General features: G+C 48.3%; 15 protein-coding genes. 13 read left to right on the plus strand and 2 right to left on the minus strand.

Translation table 11 applies throughout. The annotated features are described in order from the left end of the window. Nucleotides 1-13 precede the first annotated feature (13 nt). Nucleotides 14-805: a sporulation protein YpjB gene (locus C8J48_RS06310; protein ID WP_107725474.1), complete on the plus strand. Its 792-nt coding sequence runs from the start codon at nt 14-16 to the stop codon at nt 803-805. On the opposite strand, the gene C8J48_RS06315 is transcribed toward C8J48_RS06310, so the two are convergent. Then, a complete protein-coding gene (locus C8J48_RS06315; RefSeq protein WP_107725475.1) occupies nt 786-1,649 on the minus strand; it encodes a YitT family protein in 864 nt (287 codons plus the stop codon). The two genes, C8J48_RS06310 and C8J48_RS06315, sit on opposite strands and share 20 nt — an antisense overlap. 128 nt (nt 1,650-1,777) lie before the next feature. Between C8J48_RS06315 and C8J48_RS06320 the strand changes: the two genes are divergently transcribed. The 8 genes from C8J48_RS06320 (at nt 1,778) to C8J48_RS06355 (ending at nt 8,285) form a co-directional block, all read left to right on the plus strand. Then, nucleotides 1,778-2,128, plus strand: a complete 351-nt coding sequence (locus C8J48_RS06320; RefSeq protein WP_107725476.1) for a nucleotide pyrophosphohydrolase — start codon at nt 1,778-1,780, stop codon at nt 2,126-2,128. Between the two features lie 4 nt (nt 2,129-2,132). Further along, nucleotides 2,133-2,936: a 4-hydroxy-tetrahydrodipicolinate reductase gene (gene dapB, locus C8J48_RS06325; protein WP_107725477.1), complete on the plus strand. Its 804-nt coding sequence runs from the start codon at nt 2,133-2,135 to the stop codon at nt 2,934-2,936. A gap of 5 nt (nt 2,937-2,941) precedes the next feature. After that, nucleotides 2,942-3,934, plus strand: coding sequence for a 1-aminocyclopropane-1-carboxylate deaminase/D-cysteine desulfhydrase (locus C8J48_RS06330; RefSeq protein ID WP_170105219.1), 993 nt, complete (start codon nt 2,942-2,944; stop codon nt 3,932-3,934). A gap of 290 nt (nt 3,935-4,224) precedes the next feature. Next, on the plus strand, nt 4,225-5,598 hold the full coding sequence (locus C8J48_RS06335) for an MFS transporter (RefSeq protein ID WP_211316596.1): 1,374 nt from the start codon (nt 4,225-4,227) through the stop codon (nt 5,596-5,598). A 28-nt stretch (nt 5,599-5,626) separates the two neighbouring features. Beyond that, complete coding sequence (locus C8J48_RS06340; protein ID WP_107725479.1) at nt 5,627-6,247, plus strand: FMN-dependent NADH-azoreductase; 621 nt, start codon at nt 5,627-5,629, stop codon at nt 6,245-6,247. Nucleotides 6,248-6,277: 30 nt separating this feature from the next. After that, nucleotides 6,278-6,544 (plus strand): hypothetical protein, encoded by a 267-nt coding sequence (locus C8J48_RS06345; RefSeq protein WP_107725480.1) that lies wholly within the window; start codon nt 6,278-6,280, stop codon nt 6,542-6,544. Between the two features lie 54 nt (nt 6,545-6,598). Further along, a complete protein-coding gene (locus C8J48_RS06350; protein ID WP_107727617.1) occupies nt 6,599-7,510 on the plus strand; it encodes an NADP-dependent oxidoreductase in 912 nt (303 codons plus the stop codon). 43 nt (nt 7,511-7,553) lie between these two features. After that, nucleotides 7,554-8,285: an SDR family NAD(P)-dependent oxidoreductase gene (locus tag C8J48_RS06355; RefSeq protein ID WP_107727618.1), complete on the plus strand. Its 732-nt coding sequence runs from the start codon at nt 7,554-7,556 to the stop codon at nt 8,283-8,285. Between the two features lie 108 nt (nt 8,286-8,393). Here the strand turns inward: C8J48_RS06355 and C8J48_RS06360 are convergent, their stop codons facing one another. Next, on the minus strand, nt 8,394-8,690 hold the full coding sequence (locus C8J48_RS06360; RefSeq protein ID WP_107725481.1) for a DUF3817 domain-containing protein: 297 nt from the start codon (nt 8,688-8,690) through the stop codon (nt 8,394-8,396). 504 nt (nt 8,691-9,194) lie between these two features. On the opposite strand from C8J48_RS06360, the gene C8J48_RS06365 reads away from it, so the two are divergent. From C8J48_RS06365 to C8J48_RS06380, 4 genes are all read left to right on the plus strand, one after another. Continuing rightward, complete coding sequence (locus C8J48_RS06365; protein ID WP_107725482.1) at nt 9,195-9,893, plus strand: response regulator transcription factor; 699 nt, start codon at nt 9,195-9,197, stop codon at nt 9,891-9,893. Beyond that, nucleotides 9,890-10,891, plus strand: a complete 1,002-nt coding sequence (locus C8J48_RS06370) for a sensor histidine kinase (protein ID WP_245891080.1) — start codon at nt 9,890-9,892, stop codon at nt 10,889-10,891. Before C8J48_RS06365 ends, C8J48_RS06370 begins: the two co-directional genes overlap by 4 nt. 186 nt (nt 10,892-11,077) lie before the next feature. Continuing rightward, the gene (locus tag C8J48_RS06375; RefSeq protein WP_107725483.1) at nt 11,078-11,851 is read left to right on the plus strand and encodes an ABC transporter ATP-binding protein; all 774 of its coding nucleotides are present in this window, start codon (nt 11,078-11,080) and stop codon (nt 11,849-11,851) included. After that, on the plus strand, nt 11,823-13,751 hold the full coding sequence (locus tag C8J48_RS06380) for an FtsX-like permease family protein (protein ID WP_107725484.1): 1,929 nt from the start codon (nt 11,823-11,825) through the stop codon (nt 13,749-13,751). Before C8J48_RS06375 ends, C8J48_RS06380 begins: the two co-directional genes overlap by 29 nt. Nucleotides 13,752-13,902 lie beyond the last annotated feature (151 nt).

The raw sequence follows: 13,902 nt of genomic DNA on the forward strand, positions 1-13,902 counted from the left end.
GGGAGGGTGGAAGATGCGACGGGGGTGGTTTACGCTGGGCGTCGTTGTGTGCTTGGTTTGGTTTAGCGGGGTGGAGACTGCAGTAGCTGATGAGGACCAATGGGAGCAAGAAGCTGCTATGATTCATAAGGAGGTAAGAGAGAAAAAGTGGGGACAAGCTCGTGAACGGTTACAGGTCTTAGCGGAGGATTTTTATGCGTCATCTGCGTCGATGGGATGGGAGCCGCATGAAATCGCGATTATTTCAGATTGTATCGTGGAGCTGGATCAGGTGTTAAACGATTCATCACTACAACCGCACGTGGCCTTGACAAGGACGGAACGATTGTGGTTGGCGTTGGATGCGCGTACCCATCCGCATCAACCGCTGTGGCACGAGTATGAGGAGGTGTTTCAGCAAGAGTTGGATGAAATGAAGAAAGCGCTACAACAAGGGGAAAGCAAAGAAGTTGAGTGGGCGTTAGAAGCATGGAATCATCATATGGATCAAATCCGGCCCGCTATAGCCATCTCTTTTTCCGCCGAAACGAGCTGGTTGTTGGAGGAACGAATGAAAACGATCAGCGAGGGGGCGCCTTCCGATGTAATGGCGATCGAGAAGCATATCAAGGAGTGGGAAGCGCTCTTACCCGCTTTATTTGAAGGGAAAGCAGAAACCATCCGGCATCTGGTTAACGTCCCACCCCCAATCGGTTGGCCACTCGCTCTTTTGACGACGGTAATTGCAACGGTGTTAGGGTATGTCGCCCTTGTAAAATATCGATACGAACAGCGATCATACACTGTCAGGTCCGATCGAAGGTGAATCCTTCTCCAAACACATCCCGAACATCATGCACAACGACAAAAGCGTAAGGGTCCACCTTATTCACCAACTGTTTCAGCCGGGGAAGCTCTGTTCGACTAAGCACAATATAGAGTACTTCCTTATCGGTACCGGTATATCCGCCACGCCCTTTTAACAGTGTCGTCCCGCGATCCATTTCCTCGTTTACCTTTTCCGAGATGGCGACGGCAGAGTTGGAGATGATGGTGACGGCTTTTTTGGTATCCAATCCCTCTACGATAAAGTCGATGACCCGTGCTCCCACAAAAACGGCTACAACCGTGTACATCGCCTTTTCCCGTCCGATGTAAAAGGCGGATACACCGATGACCATCAAATCGAATAAAAACATCGTGCGACCGATGCTCCACTCCAAATATTTATGGCCGAGGCGCGCGATAATATCGACGCCGCCGGTGGTTCCGCCGACACGAAAGATCATTCCTAGTCCTACTCCCACCATCACGCCGGTGTAGAGGGCGGCCAACAAGGGGTCGCCAGGAATGGGCTCTCCCCAATTTTGGGTAAGGCTGAGGGTAGCAGAGACGGCTACGGTACCAAATACGGTATAGGCCATCGTCCTTTTGCCAAAAACTTTGTATCCGACGAAGAAAAGCGGGATGTTTAGGACTAAGATGACGATAGCGGGAGGAAATTCAAATAGATAAAACAGCAACAGGGAGATCCCAGTAAACCCTCCCTCCGATAATTGGTTGGGTATGGCGAAATAGTTGATACCCAAAGAGAAGATAAATGCTCCTAGGCTGATGGTGAGCAGGTTTTTGAGGTGTTTTTTGGCGAAGGTTTGTATGGGTTGCGACATCTGCTGCGCCTCCATTTCCGTTGAGTCAGTCCTGCTCTATTATACCCACCTCGTTCGGTGGGAGCAAAGGTTTGTCTTCCAGGATGGGATCGGGTACGATGGAGTGGACAACGGAAGGAGGGGTGACAATGGAAGAGCAATCGATGAAAGCGATGCAACGGGAAGTGGATCAATACATATCCCAGTTTAAAGAAGGATATTTTCACCCTCTTTCCATGCTGGCCCGTATGACGGAAGAAGTAGGGGAGCTGGCCCGGGAAGTGAATCATCGCTACGGGGAAAAGCCGAAAAAGCCGGATGAAGCGGAGCAAAACATGGAGATGGAGTTGGGTGATCTGCTGTTTATTTTGATCTGTTTCGCCAATTCGTTGAATATCGATCTGGAGCAAGCGTTTCAGCAAGTGATGAACAAGTATGAAGTCCGCGATGCCGATCGTTGGACACCCATTGAAGAAAATGATGCAACAGGGGGCAGCTAAAACGATGAAACCGATTCGTGTCATTGTCGCAGGAGCAAAAGGGAGAATGGGAAGTGAAGTAATCCGCTTAATCCAACGGGAAGAGGGGTTAGAATTAGCGGCAGCTGTTTCCCGCAGTGGAGTGGGGGAGGATATCGGGGAAGCGATCGGGATCGGCACATTTGGCGTGCCCATTCGCGCTACGCTGGCGGAAGTGTTGGATCGAGTTGAGGCGGATGTATTGGTGGATTTTACGGTTCCCGCTTCGGTGGAACATCATATGGAGTTGACGCTGGAGGCGGGCATCCGCCCGGTGGTAGGGACGTCTGGCTTGGATGAAGCGATGGTGGAACAGTGGTCCGAGCGCTTTCAATTACGGGGATTGGGCGGCATCATCGCTCCTAACTTTGCCATCGGTGCGGTGTTGATGATGATGTTTGCCGCTCGTGCTGCTCGCTACCTTCCTCATGTGGAGATTATTGAGATGCATCACGACCGCAAATTGGACGCGCCGTCGGGGACAGCGGTAAAAACGGCGGAGATGATCTCCCAAGTTCGACCGGAGTTGAAACAAGGGCATCCCGATGAGACGGAAACCTGGGACGGAGCCCGTGGAGCCTATAAAAACGGATTTCGTGTTCATAGTGTCCGCCTTCCCGGCTTAGTTGCTCACCAGGAAGTGTTGATGGGCGGTCCTGGACAGTTGCTCTCGATTCGCCATGATTCGCTTAACCGCGAGTCGTTTATGCCGGGTGTTAAGCTGGCGGTGGAGAAAGTGATGGAGTTAAACGGGTTGGTGTACGGGCTAGAAAATTTATTGGAGGGTTGATCACGTTGGAAAACCGGGAGCGTTATCCCCGGTTTCCTCTTTTATGGGGAGAAACTCCCCTTCATCCATTGCCCCGCTTAGCGCAACGGTTGAGAATTGGAGGGCTGTGGGTGAAGCGGGATGATTTAACCGGGGTGGCATTGGGCGGGAATAAGGTGCGGAAGCTGGAGTTTTTGCTGGGGGAAGCAAAAGAGGCTGGTTGCGATGTGGTGATTACCGGGGGGAGCCCTCAATCCAACCATGCCCGACTAACAGCGGGAGCGGCCCGGCGTGCAGGGATGGAGGCCTGGCTTGTCTTTGCCGGAAGTCGTTACGGCAAGGAACAGGGCAATCTGCTGCTGGATCGTCTGATGGGAGCCCGCTGTTTTTTATCTGGGGTATATGGCTCAGAAGCGTTGCTGGAAGCGATGAAAGCGAAGGCGCAAGAGGCGGAAACGGAGGGGAAGCGACCTTTTGTGATTCCGGTGGGCGGCTCTACTGTTCGCGGCGATTATGGCTATGTACATGCGACAGAAGAATGTGTCAGGCAAATGGAAGAGCAAAACTTGTCACCTTTTAACCGTGTTGTGGTAGCGGTAGGAAGCGGGGGTACGCTGGCAGGCTTGTTAGTGGGAAAGCAATTGTACCCACAGCTGACTGAGCAAATCTTAGGCGTCAGTGTATGGTTGGATGAGGAGAGAGCCACAATGGAAGTAGCTCGACTAACGGATTCGCTTTCACAAGCGTTGGCGTTTGAACCCATTCCACCGTCAGAGATCGAGATCACCGCTGCCCATGTCGGCGGGGGCTACGGCCGCCCCACCGCCGAAGGAAAGCGAGCGATTCGCTTATTGGCGGAGACGGAAGGGTTATTCGTGGATCCGGTTTATACTGGTAAAGCTTTGGCCGGGTTGATCGCTTGTGCGGAAAGGGAAGACTGGTCACAGCAGCGGGTATTGTTCTGGCATACGGGAGGAACGCCGGGTATCTTTACCCATGCTGCGACTTTGTTGGAGTGAAGTAGATTGTTTTTTGTGATGGGTTTATGAAGTGCATTGTATGTAAGAGCTTAGCATTGTATTTGCCGCTAGGCTCTTCTTTTATTTCGGTGATTGATAGGGGTGGTGGAGTCCGCTTTTCCGCTGTGCTGTCTTCTCAGACTAAAGTCTGAGTCAAGGTCTTACAGCCGGGTCCGCGCTTTGGTGTAGCCGCTGGTCGTCCCGTTGCCGGAAGCGTCAACGATCATCGCTTGCTACAATCATGGTAGTTCTTCAAATGATGCACTCACCATAGAAAAGAGGGGTTAGGAGTGGAAACTGAAATCAAGCAACAAGCCGGCGATAAATTGATTCTTATCCTTGCGTTTACGATGGTCATAGCCGTTATGAGTGCAACCATGTTTAACATTGTTCTGCCGGAAATCAGCGCGGATTTTCAACTCTCCTTTGCACAAGTAAGCTGGGTCTCATCCGCTTATATGTTGATTTACGCGATTGGATCGGTTACTTACGGAAAATTGGCCGATCGTTACCCGCTTAAAAATTTGCTCACTTTTGGGTTGATCTTCTTTGCCCTCGGTTCAATCATCGGCCTTGCCGCCCATGCGTACTGGATGGTGCTTGCAGGCCGAATTCTACAGTCTATGGGAGCATCCGTAATACCAGCAACGGCGATGATTATCCCTGTTCGCTATTTTCCGCCGGAGCGGCGAGGGCGGGCTTTTGGTATAACTGCTACGGCTCTGGCGATTGGCAGTGCATTGGGTCCGATTGTATCCTCTTTTGTCGTCAGTTTTGTCCATTGGCGGTGGCTGTTCTTTGTGCCTTTGTTTACGCTGTTTACGTTGCCGTTTTACCGTAAACATTTAATCGAAGAATCGCGAAAAGGGGGTACTATCGACTGGCTCGGCGGCGGATTGTTGGCGGGGATGGTGGTGCTTTTCCTATTGGCAGTTACAAATGGGGTGTGGTTATTAGCCGTTGGTGGGCTCATCATGTTCCTATTGTTTCTGGTACGCATTCAAACAGCAGCAGATCCGTTTGTACAACCGCGTCTGTTCCGCAATAAGCGTTATTCCTTCGGTTTGATGATCGCTTTTTTGGCTGCAGGGACCGGATTTTCCATTCCTTTTCTCAGTCCATTGTTGCTGGCTGATGTGAACCATCTCGATGTGGGAATCGTCGGATTTGCAATGGTTCCCGCCGCCACAGCAGCGGCAATATTGGGTCGCTATGGCGGGAAGCTAGCGGATGTGAAAGGGAATTCGTTTCTTTTCTATACGGCATCCGCTTTGCTACTCATTGGTTTTGCGTCCCTCTCGACCTTTGCTGGGGTCGCGCCGGTTGTAATCGCCGTTTTACTGATTTTCTGCTATGTGGGGCAAACATTTATGCAAATTACGTTGTCCAATGCAATTTCCCGCACGTTGCCAGCGGAGCAGACCGGGGTTGGTATGGGTCTGTTGTCCTTGTTGAATTTTATTGCCGGTGCTGCTTCGGCAGGGGTTTACAGCAAGGTGGTGGATCTGGGGTCCAGTATCCATTGGAACCCGATCAACGGATACCCCGAAGCGTTCGTTTTCAGCAATATTTATTTGGTGCTGGCTGCGATGTATGTTGGGATTCTGTTGCTGTACTATTTCCAATTTGGCAGGGTGCAGCAAACTGATTCTCAAGGTGTATAAATTGATATCCATATTTGGAGGGAGAAATATGACAGCTACTCTGTTTGTAAAAGCGAATAACCGTCCATCGGATCAGTCTGTCAGTGTTCGTTTGTATGATGCTTTTTTGAACAGTTATCGGGAATCACACCCGAATGAACCAATGGTGGAGTTGGATTTGTATGCGGAACGGCTACCTTATCTCGGTGCCGACATGATTCATGCCAACTATAAATCCGCGCAAAAAATAGCGCTCACACTGAAAGAGAAGACGCTTTCCGATATTGCCAACAAACACTTGCAGCAATTTATCGCAGCGGATAAAGTGGTGATCGCATTTCCGCTGTGGAATTTGACCGTACCTGCTGTCTTGCATACGTATTTGGATTATATGCATCGACCAGGCCAAACCTTTAAGTATACAGAAGAAGGGCATGTCGGATTGCTTTCGGATAAAAAAGTGGCCTTATTAAACGCCAGGGGTGGCGTCTATCCCGAAGGAGATCCTGGGGAGATGGCGGTAAGTTTTGTTCAGAATCAATTGCGGTTTTTTGGGATCACAGATATCCAGACGGTGATTGTAGAGGGACATCATCAATTTCCCGAGCGAAGCGAGGCGATTATTGCAGCAGGGATAAACAAAGCGAGGGAAGTAGCCAAAACCTTTTGATGCTTCAGTCGTTGGAAGGGAGGTGTAACAATGGCAAATGCTCATTACGGTTTCGGTTGGTATTTGAAAGAAGCGGATAAGGCGATCACTCGTTATGTGGAAAGGCCTCTCAAAGAGAAAGGCCTAACCCACTTCCATTGGCAAGTGTTAAATCGAACCCATATGGATGGCATCTCGATAAAAGAGAATCTATATGCTCGTCATTATGTCAGTCCGGCTCAATTAGACGAAATCCTCGATTCGATGGTAAAAAGAGACGGTTATTATGGTGTTGAACCGATTGATTCATCATCTTGATGAGAAATGACGACCGAATTTACCGTAGAAAGGTTGATTGCGATGAATCACACGATGAAAGCCGTAGCGTTTTCCTCTCATGGTGGCCCTGAGGTGTTGCAATTGGTAGAAGCGGAGCTTCCACAAGCGGGTACAGGCCAAGTTCGTGTCCACATCAAAGCGGCCGGTGTTCAGCCCTTTGATTATGCAGTACGCAGCGGTTGGAATCCTCCCGGCATCACGATCCGATTCCCGCAGGTTATTGGTAATGAGTTTGCCGGAGTGGTTGATCAAGTGGGAGAAGGGGTTACCGGGTTCTCCGTCGGTAGCGAGGTTCTCGGGTGGGCTTTGCTGGCCTGTTATGCGGAATATGTGGTGGTCAGCACCGACCAGATCGTAACGAAGCCGCAGGAGATGCCGTGGGAGGTGGCGGGAGTGATGTCTGCCTCCGGGCAGACGGCTCACACCGCTTTACAAGAGCTCGGTGTAGGTGAAGGTGATACGGTACTGATCCATGCTGCCGCCGGTGGAGTCGGTACATTTGCGGTACAGTTGGCCCGTGCTTGGGGGGCGACGGTCATCGGTACCGCCAGTGCGGGAAACCATGAATACCTGCGCTCACTAGGGGCCATCCCCGTCTCGTATGGAGACGATCTTGTGGAACGGGTGCGAGTCCTTGCGCCGGATGGTGTAGACGCCGCTCTCGATGCCGCTGGAAAAGACGCCTTGTACGCCTCAGTTGCACTTGTTAACGATAAAGATCGTATTGGGACGCTCGTTGCTTTTGAACTGGCGGAACAATTGGGCGTTCGTCTCATTCGCAGCCAACGCTCCGCTGCTCGTCTCACTGAGCTGGTCGATCTCTATACGCAGGGGAAGTTACACATTCACATTCGAAAGACTTTCCCATTACAGCAAACCGCCGACGCTCATCGCGAGGTTGAAACCGGGCACGGGCGTGGGAAGGTTGTACTTATGGTTGACTAGAGAAGAAGTGCATTGGCTGACAACTTCCAAAAACCTAAAAATGATGGAGGTAAATCGTTTGAACTTCCTTATACTTGGGGCGAGCAAAGGATTAGGTGATGCTTTTGCGAAAGGGTTACCCAACAAGGGTGATCGTGTATGGATTGTTTCTAGAAGTAAACCGGATAGTTTAAAAATCAATGATGGGACTCAGCGAGTTTGGATAGAGGCTGATTTATCATTACCATCTTCAAGTGACATTATTGCGAAAGCGATAAACGATGAAACGATCGATGTATTCCTATACAATGCGGGGATATGGGAAAAGGAAGGATTTCAAGATAGCTATGACTTTAAGAGGGATGATCCAACCGATATCGCAAACATTATCAATGTCAATACAACTTCTGCGATCACCTGTATACAAAAGTTATTACCCAACATGAAGAGGTCAGAAAATGGCAAGATTGTTTTAGTGGGATCGGTTAATGGCCTTGAAAATAACGGGAGTAAACAGGTGGCGTATGTCGCTTCGAAATTTGGATTACGAGGTGTCGGTCATTCTTTGCGGGAAAATTTACGGGAATATCGAATAGGAGTAACGTGTATCAATCCGGGTAATATTGCGGCAGCTATTCCTTACGAAGATGGATTAGAAAAAGCGATATCTACTTATGATGGTACAAGAATCCCAGTTCAAGATATGGTTTCATTAGTAAAGTGTGTCGTGAATCTTTCCAATGTTTCATGTGTGAAAGAAATCGATATCCCGGCAATGCTGGATACCGACGCTTAATCAAATAATCAATTGGACTCAAATAGGCAAGCGTACCCGATAAGTTGGCGCTTGCCTATTTGTTCAGGTTTCGTCTAGGAATTACCATTATTCAAAGCGTAGAAAAAATCAACCCTGCTGTTCCCGCTTCAATCGGGCATCAAATACAAACGGTCCAAAGGGGAGGAGGGCAGCGATTAGCGCACCTGCCATCCGTTTGATCGACCAGCGATCGCTCCAGGATACATGGGCCCCGGCTGCGAGATAGAGAATGAAGAGAACACCATGAATCCAACCCACAATGGTGACAGGGGAGGGGATATCGGCCAAGTATTTCAGCGGCATCGCAATTCCCAGAAGCAGAAGGAAGGAGATCCCTTCCAACATGCTGACGACACGAAAACGGCTAAGGGGAGTATTAAACATATCCACACCTCCGACCAAAAGGTAATAAGCTAACTCCAATTAACCATAAATTGAATGGGTGTTGCCGTAGACAACTTGAATAAATAGCGACAAATCAAACTCTCTGGTGGAGCCCCATGGATCGACGATCCGTGGGGCCTATTATTTCGCGCGATATTATATTCGAGATTTTTGGAGGCGGATTGTTCATGGTTAGCTACATTGTTCTCAGTAGGGAGGATCGATCCACTAACTACCGATAATATATGATTACCGGAAGTTAGTGAGCTGCGAGTAAATATTTAAAGTCAGGCAAGTGAACACGATTCAAAAAAATCCGTCTAATCCATGAGCGCCAACAGTAGAATTCCGGTTCCATTACGCGCTCCTAATTATAGGAATTTTTATCAAATCAACTAAAGTGTTAGAATGGATCTTTGAAAAAATGTCAGGTCAAGAGATACAATGGTTTTGAAGTGTTGACAGGTGCTTCGGTTAACTTGGATAACGGCGGTGAGGGCAACCATGGGGACGATTATGATTGTGGAAGACGACGTAAAGATCACCCAATTGCTGAAGGCGCATATCGAGAAATACGGATATCAAGCGGTGGTTACGACTGATTTTACGCAAGTGTTACAGCAATTTAAACGGATTTCCCCTGATCTGGTATTGTTGGATGTCAATCTGCCGAAGTTTGACGGCTATTATTGGTGTAGGCAAATTCGCTCCATCTCTACTTGCCCCATTCTGTTTATATCGGCGCGCGAAGGGAAAATGGAGCAGGTGATGGCCTTGGAATATGGCGCGGACGATTATATTACCAAACCGTTCCATTATGAAGTGGTGATGGCCAAAATCGGGAGTCTCCTGCGTCGTGCCTACGGGTCTTATGCAAAACAAGGAGAGCGAACGATAACAGCGGAGGGGCTTACTTTGTATCCGGAACGGCTACAGCTTTCGTTAAACGGAAAATCCGTCGAATTAGGCCAAAAGGAAGCAGCTTTGATCGAGGCGTTGATGGAACGCCAGATGCGGGTGGTAAGCCGGGAACGGCTATTGGAGAAGTTATGGGATGATCAGCACTTTATCGATGATAATACGTTAAACGTCTATGTGACCCGTGTGCGCAAAAAGCTGCGGGAATTAGGAATTGAAGAGGCGATTGAAACCGTTAGGGGAGCAGGCTACCGCTTGAAGGTAACATGGAGGAAAGAGGCGTGAAGCTGTTTTGGCGGGATCATATGCTTTTGTTGATCATATACGGCATACAGATGGCGCTTTTTCCCCTTGTTTATTGGCTGGATGGCTACCGAGGCGGATCTGTCCTGTTGTACCCGATGGGCTTAAGTGCTTTTTTCTTGTTTTGTTATTTGCTACAACGCTATATTCGTCATCGTTCGTTTTATCGCCGCCTTTCACAAGAAATCGTCTCCTTGGATGAATCGATGCAAAAAACGGACAACGCTCCGCTTTCGGAGGCGCTAGATCGGCTGATGACGAAGCAATTCCGGCTTTATCAAGCTGAAATCGCTCATTATAAGAATAAATTGCACGATCATATTACCTTTATCACCCAATGGGTTCATCAAATGAAAACGCCGATTTCCGTGATCGATCTGACGATACAAGAGGAGGATCACCCGCATAACGACAGCATAAAGGAAGAATTGGACCGTCTGTATAAAGGACTGGATATGGTGTTATACGCTTCGCGTCTGGAGCATTTTGAACATGATTTTCATGTGGAATCGATTCATTTATCACAACTGGTGAAACAGGTGATATCGGAAAATCGCCGTCTATTTATCCGTCATAAACTATATCCGGATGTTCAGATACCGGATCATTTGACGATTTACTCTGATGAGAAATGGTTATCCTTTATTCTCACGCAATTATTGACCAATGCTGTCCGTTACTCAGCGGGAATCGGAAAGAAAATTACATTTTACGGGGAAGATCGAGGAAAGAGAGTGATTCTAGAAGTGCGTGATGAAGGGGTAGGCATCCGCAAACAAGATCGTCGTCGGGTGTTTGATCCGTACTTTACCGGACGACACGGCAGAGACTATCCCGAATCGACTGGGATGGGGTTGTATTTGGTTCGTGAAATATGCAGCCGATTGGAACATCACGTCCGGCTGGAATCGAAAGAAGGAGTCGGCACGGTCGTGCGCCTCGTTTTCCGCCGTTCCACTCCCGCGCATACAAACAAATAAAAAGGTTTTCAACCCCTTCGGCTATATGCCGGAGGATTCTTTTTATATACCCTCGTTCACGCACCTTACAAAGAAGTAAGGTTCCATTAAGGTAAATCCATAGCACCAAAATCCATTCTCCCCTAAATTGATAAATGAAGATGTTGGGTTAAAACAATACTTACAGAACGAAAGGGGCAGCAAAAAATGGAGATGTTGAAAACTCACCAACTAAGCAAGGTCTATAACGGAAAAGTTTCGACACGCGCCTTAAACAATATCGATTTAACGGTTGAAAAAGGTGAATTTATCGGGGTTATGGGTCCTTCGGGGAGTGGGAAAACGACGCTTCTCAACATGGTGTCCACGATCGATACCCCCAGTTCAGGCGAGGTTTTGATCAATGGGAAAAATCCGCACCAAATGAGGAAAAACGACTTGGCCCGATTTCGGCGCCGTCACCTGGGCTTTGTATTTCAGGATTTTAACCTGTTGGATACGTTGACGATTGCGGAAAATATAGTGTTGCCGTTAACCTTGGACAAAAAGAGCGTCAAGGATATGGATCAAAAGCTGGAGGAAGTGGCGGAAAAGTTGGGGATTACGGAGATATTAAATAAACGGACATATGAAGTCTCCGGGGGACAACGTCAACGGGCGGCGATTGCCCGAGCGGCGATCCATGCACCGTCGTTACTATTGGCGGACGAGCCGACAGGAGCCTTAGACTCCAAATCCTCCCGCACAGTGATGGAGATGATGGAAAAGATCAATCATGCTTACGGCACTACGATGATGTTGGTCACGCATGATCCCATCGCGGCGAGTTATTGTGAGCGGGTCGTATTTATCAAAGACGGGGAGTTGTATAACGAGGTCTACCGCGGTCAAAATCGACAAGCGTTTTTCCAAGAAATTATCGATATGTTGTCTTTTTTGGGAGGGAACGCTAGTGAATTTTCGACAGTTCGCCCTAAATAATGTACGCAGAAACGGTCACTCCTATATCGCTTACTTTTTAAGCAGTTCATTCGCCGTCATGGCCTTATTCACTTATCTGATGTTCGTTTTTCATCCGGACATCGCCCAAAGTGAGATGGGAATCATGGCGAAGGCGGGGATGACAGCCGCCGCTTATATGACGTTTTTCTTTTCGTTCCTGTTTGTATTGTATTCGATTAGCGCGTTTCTAAAAGCACGGATGAAAGAGTTTGGGATTCTCACCATATTGGGAGCAGCCAGAGGCCAACTGAATCGCTTAATTTTCCTGGAAAATATGTTGATCGGAACGGTAGCAGTTGTTACCGGAGTCTTAAGCGGCCTTCTCTTTTCCAAGCTGTTCCTGTTGCTGGGCGCCAATGTATTGGATATGAAAGAGCTTCCGATGTATATGCCGATGAAAGCCCTCGGGATTACCGTTGTCGCCTTTATCGGTCTCTATACGATCATTTCCCTGTTTACAACGGTGCTGGTGCGGCAAAGCAAGGCAATCGAAATGTTACTCGGTTCCAAAAAACCGAAAAAAGAACCGAAAGCATCCATTTGGCTCGCACTGTTGTCGATATCTGCCTTCGCCAGTGGTCTCTACCTGATGAAACAGGGAATCGACGATGAATGGACGATGCTGGTCATCCTGTTGTTGGATATAGTAGGCACCTATTTCTTTTTTACACAGCTGAGCGTATTGATCATTCGACTCTTAAAAAAGAACCGCTCCTTCTCCTGGCGGGGAGTCAACTTGCTGTGGGTATCGGAAATGGCCTATAAGATCAAGGATAATGCCCGCATGTTTTTTATGGTGACCATGGTAACCGTAATCGCTTGTACCGCAGCCGGAATAGTCTGGGCCATAAAAATCCAGTCAGAGTCCGCGTATAAAGATAGTCCGTTTGCGTTTTCTTATCACCTCTATGAGGGGGATGAGGCAGACAGCGCGAGTATAAAGAAGCTGGAGCATGAGCTGAAGCAGGCGGGTGTGGAGGTTGAGAAGTTTGCTTTTCAGGAAATCGTTGTGCAAGCCCAGAACCAGGAAGGCTTTTTTACCCTCCTGCGGCAATCCGATTATGAAGACTTGGCAAAATTGCTATCACTCCCAAGGAGTTCCTTGCAGCCGGGTGAGGCGCTGTTGATTCAATCGAAATTAACGGATGATGAGTTGCCGCAAGATCTTGCTCGCATGACGCTCACAACTACTACTCCCCAACATTCATTGCAAATTAAAAACCAATTTACAAAATCACTCTTTGGTATGTATCATGTGATGGTTGTCAATGATACCACTCATGATCAAATCGCCAAAGAGTTACCGCCGGACCGCCCAGAGACACGCTCTCTCCACTATCTCGTCCGTGACTGGCCCAACGACAGTCTTCCGGCCGCCGATTCATTGGAGGTGACATTAAGCAAGCAACTGTATAACTGGGGTATTGACCAAATTAAGCAAGGAAATTCAGAGGGGTTTCTGATGGCCCGTGCGGAAAGTTATATGATGATGAAGCAAGGAACCGATGTCATGCTGTTTGTCGGACTCTTTATCGCGATGATCTTTAGTGTATTTATTGCCAGTTTCCTCTATTTTAAGTTGTTTAATGACTTGCAACAGGATCAGCGTTATTACCACGGCTTATCGAAAATCGGTCTGAGCCCAAAAGAGATGAAAAAGGCGGCAACCATTCAAATTGCGCTTCTCTTCTATATTCCGCTTTTCTTTGCTGCGATCCAGGCATGGATTGGCCTTTCAGCGATAGAAGACCAATATCATATCGGCAATATGACGATGTCGGTACTGATGGCGATCGGGATCTTTACCCTCGTGCAGACGATTTATTTCCTTATCGTTCGTTCTCGCTACTTGGCGCATCTAAAGCGCGTGATGGTATAAAGGGAATCATCTCCCGTGCATAAACGGAGGGAGCCAAGATAATATACGCCCCATGGTAACCGTTTAAGACAAACCCCAAGCAATCAAGCCATTAGAAGGAGCCTGCAGTGATGCGGGTTCCTTTTTTAATGGAGTGTTGACAGATTGTTGA

The sequence above is a fragment of the Desmospora activa DSM 45169 genome (assembly GCF_003046315.1).
Classification (GTDB): domain Bacteria; phylum Bacillota; class Bacilli; order Thermoactinomycetales; family DSM-45169; genus Desmospora; species Desmospora activa.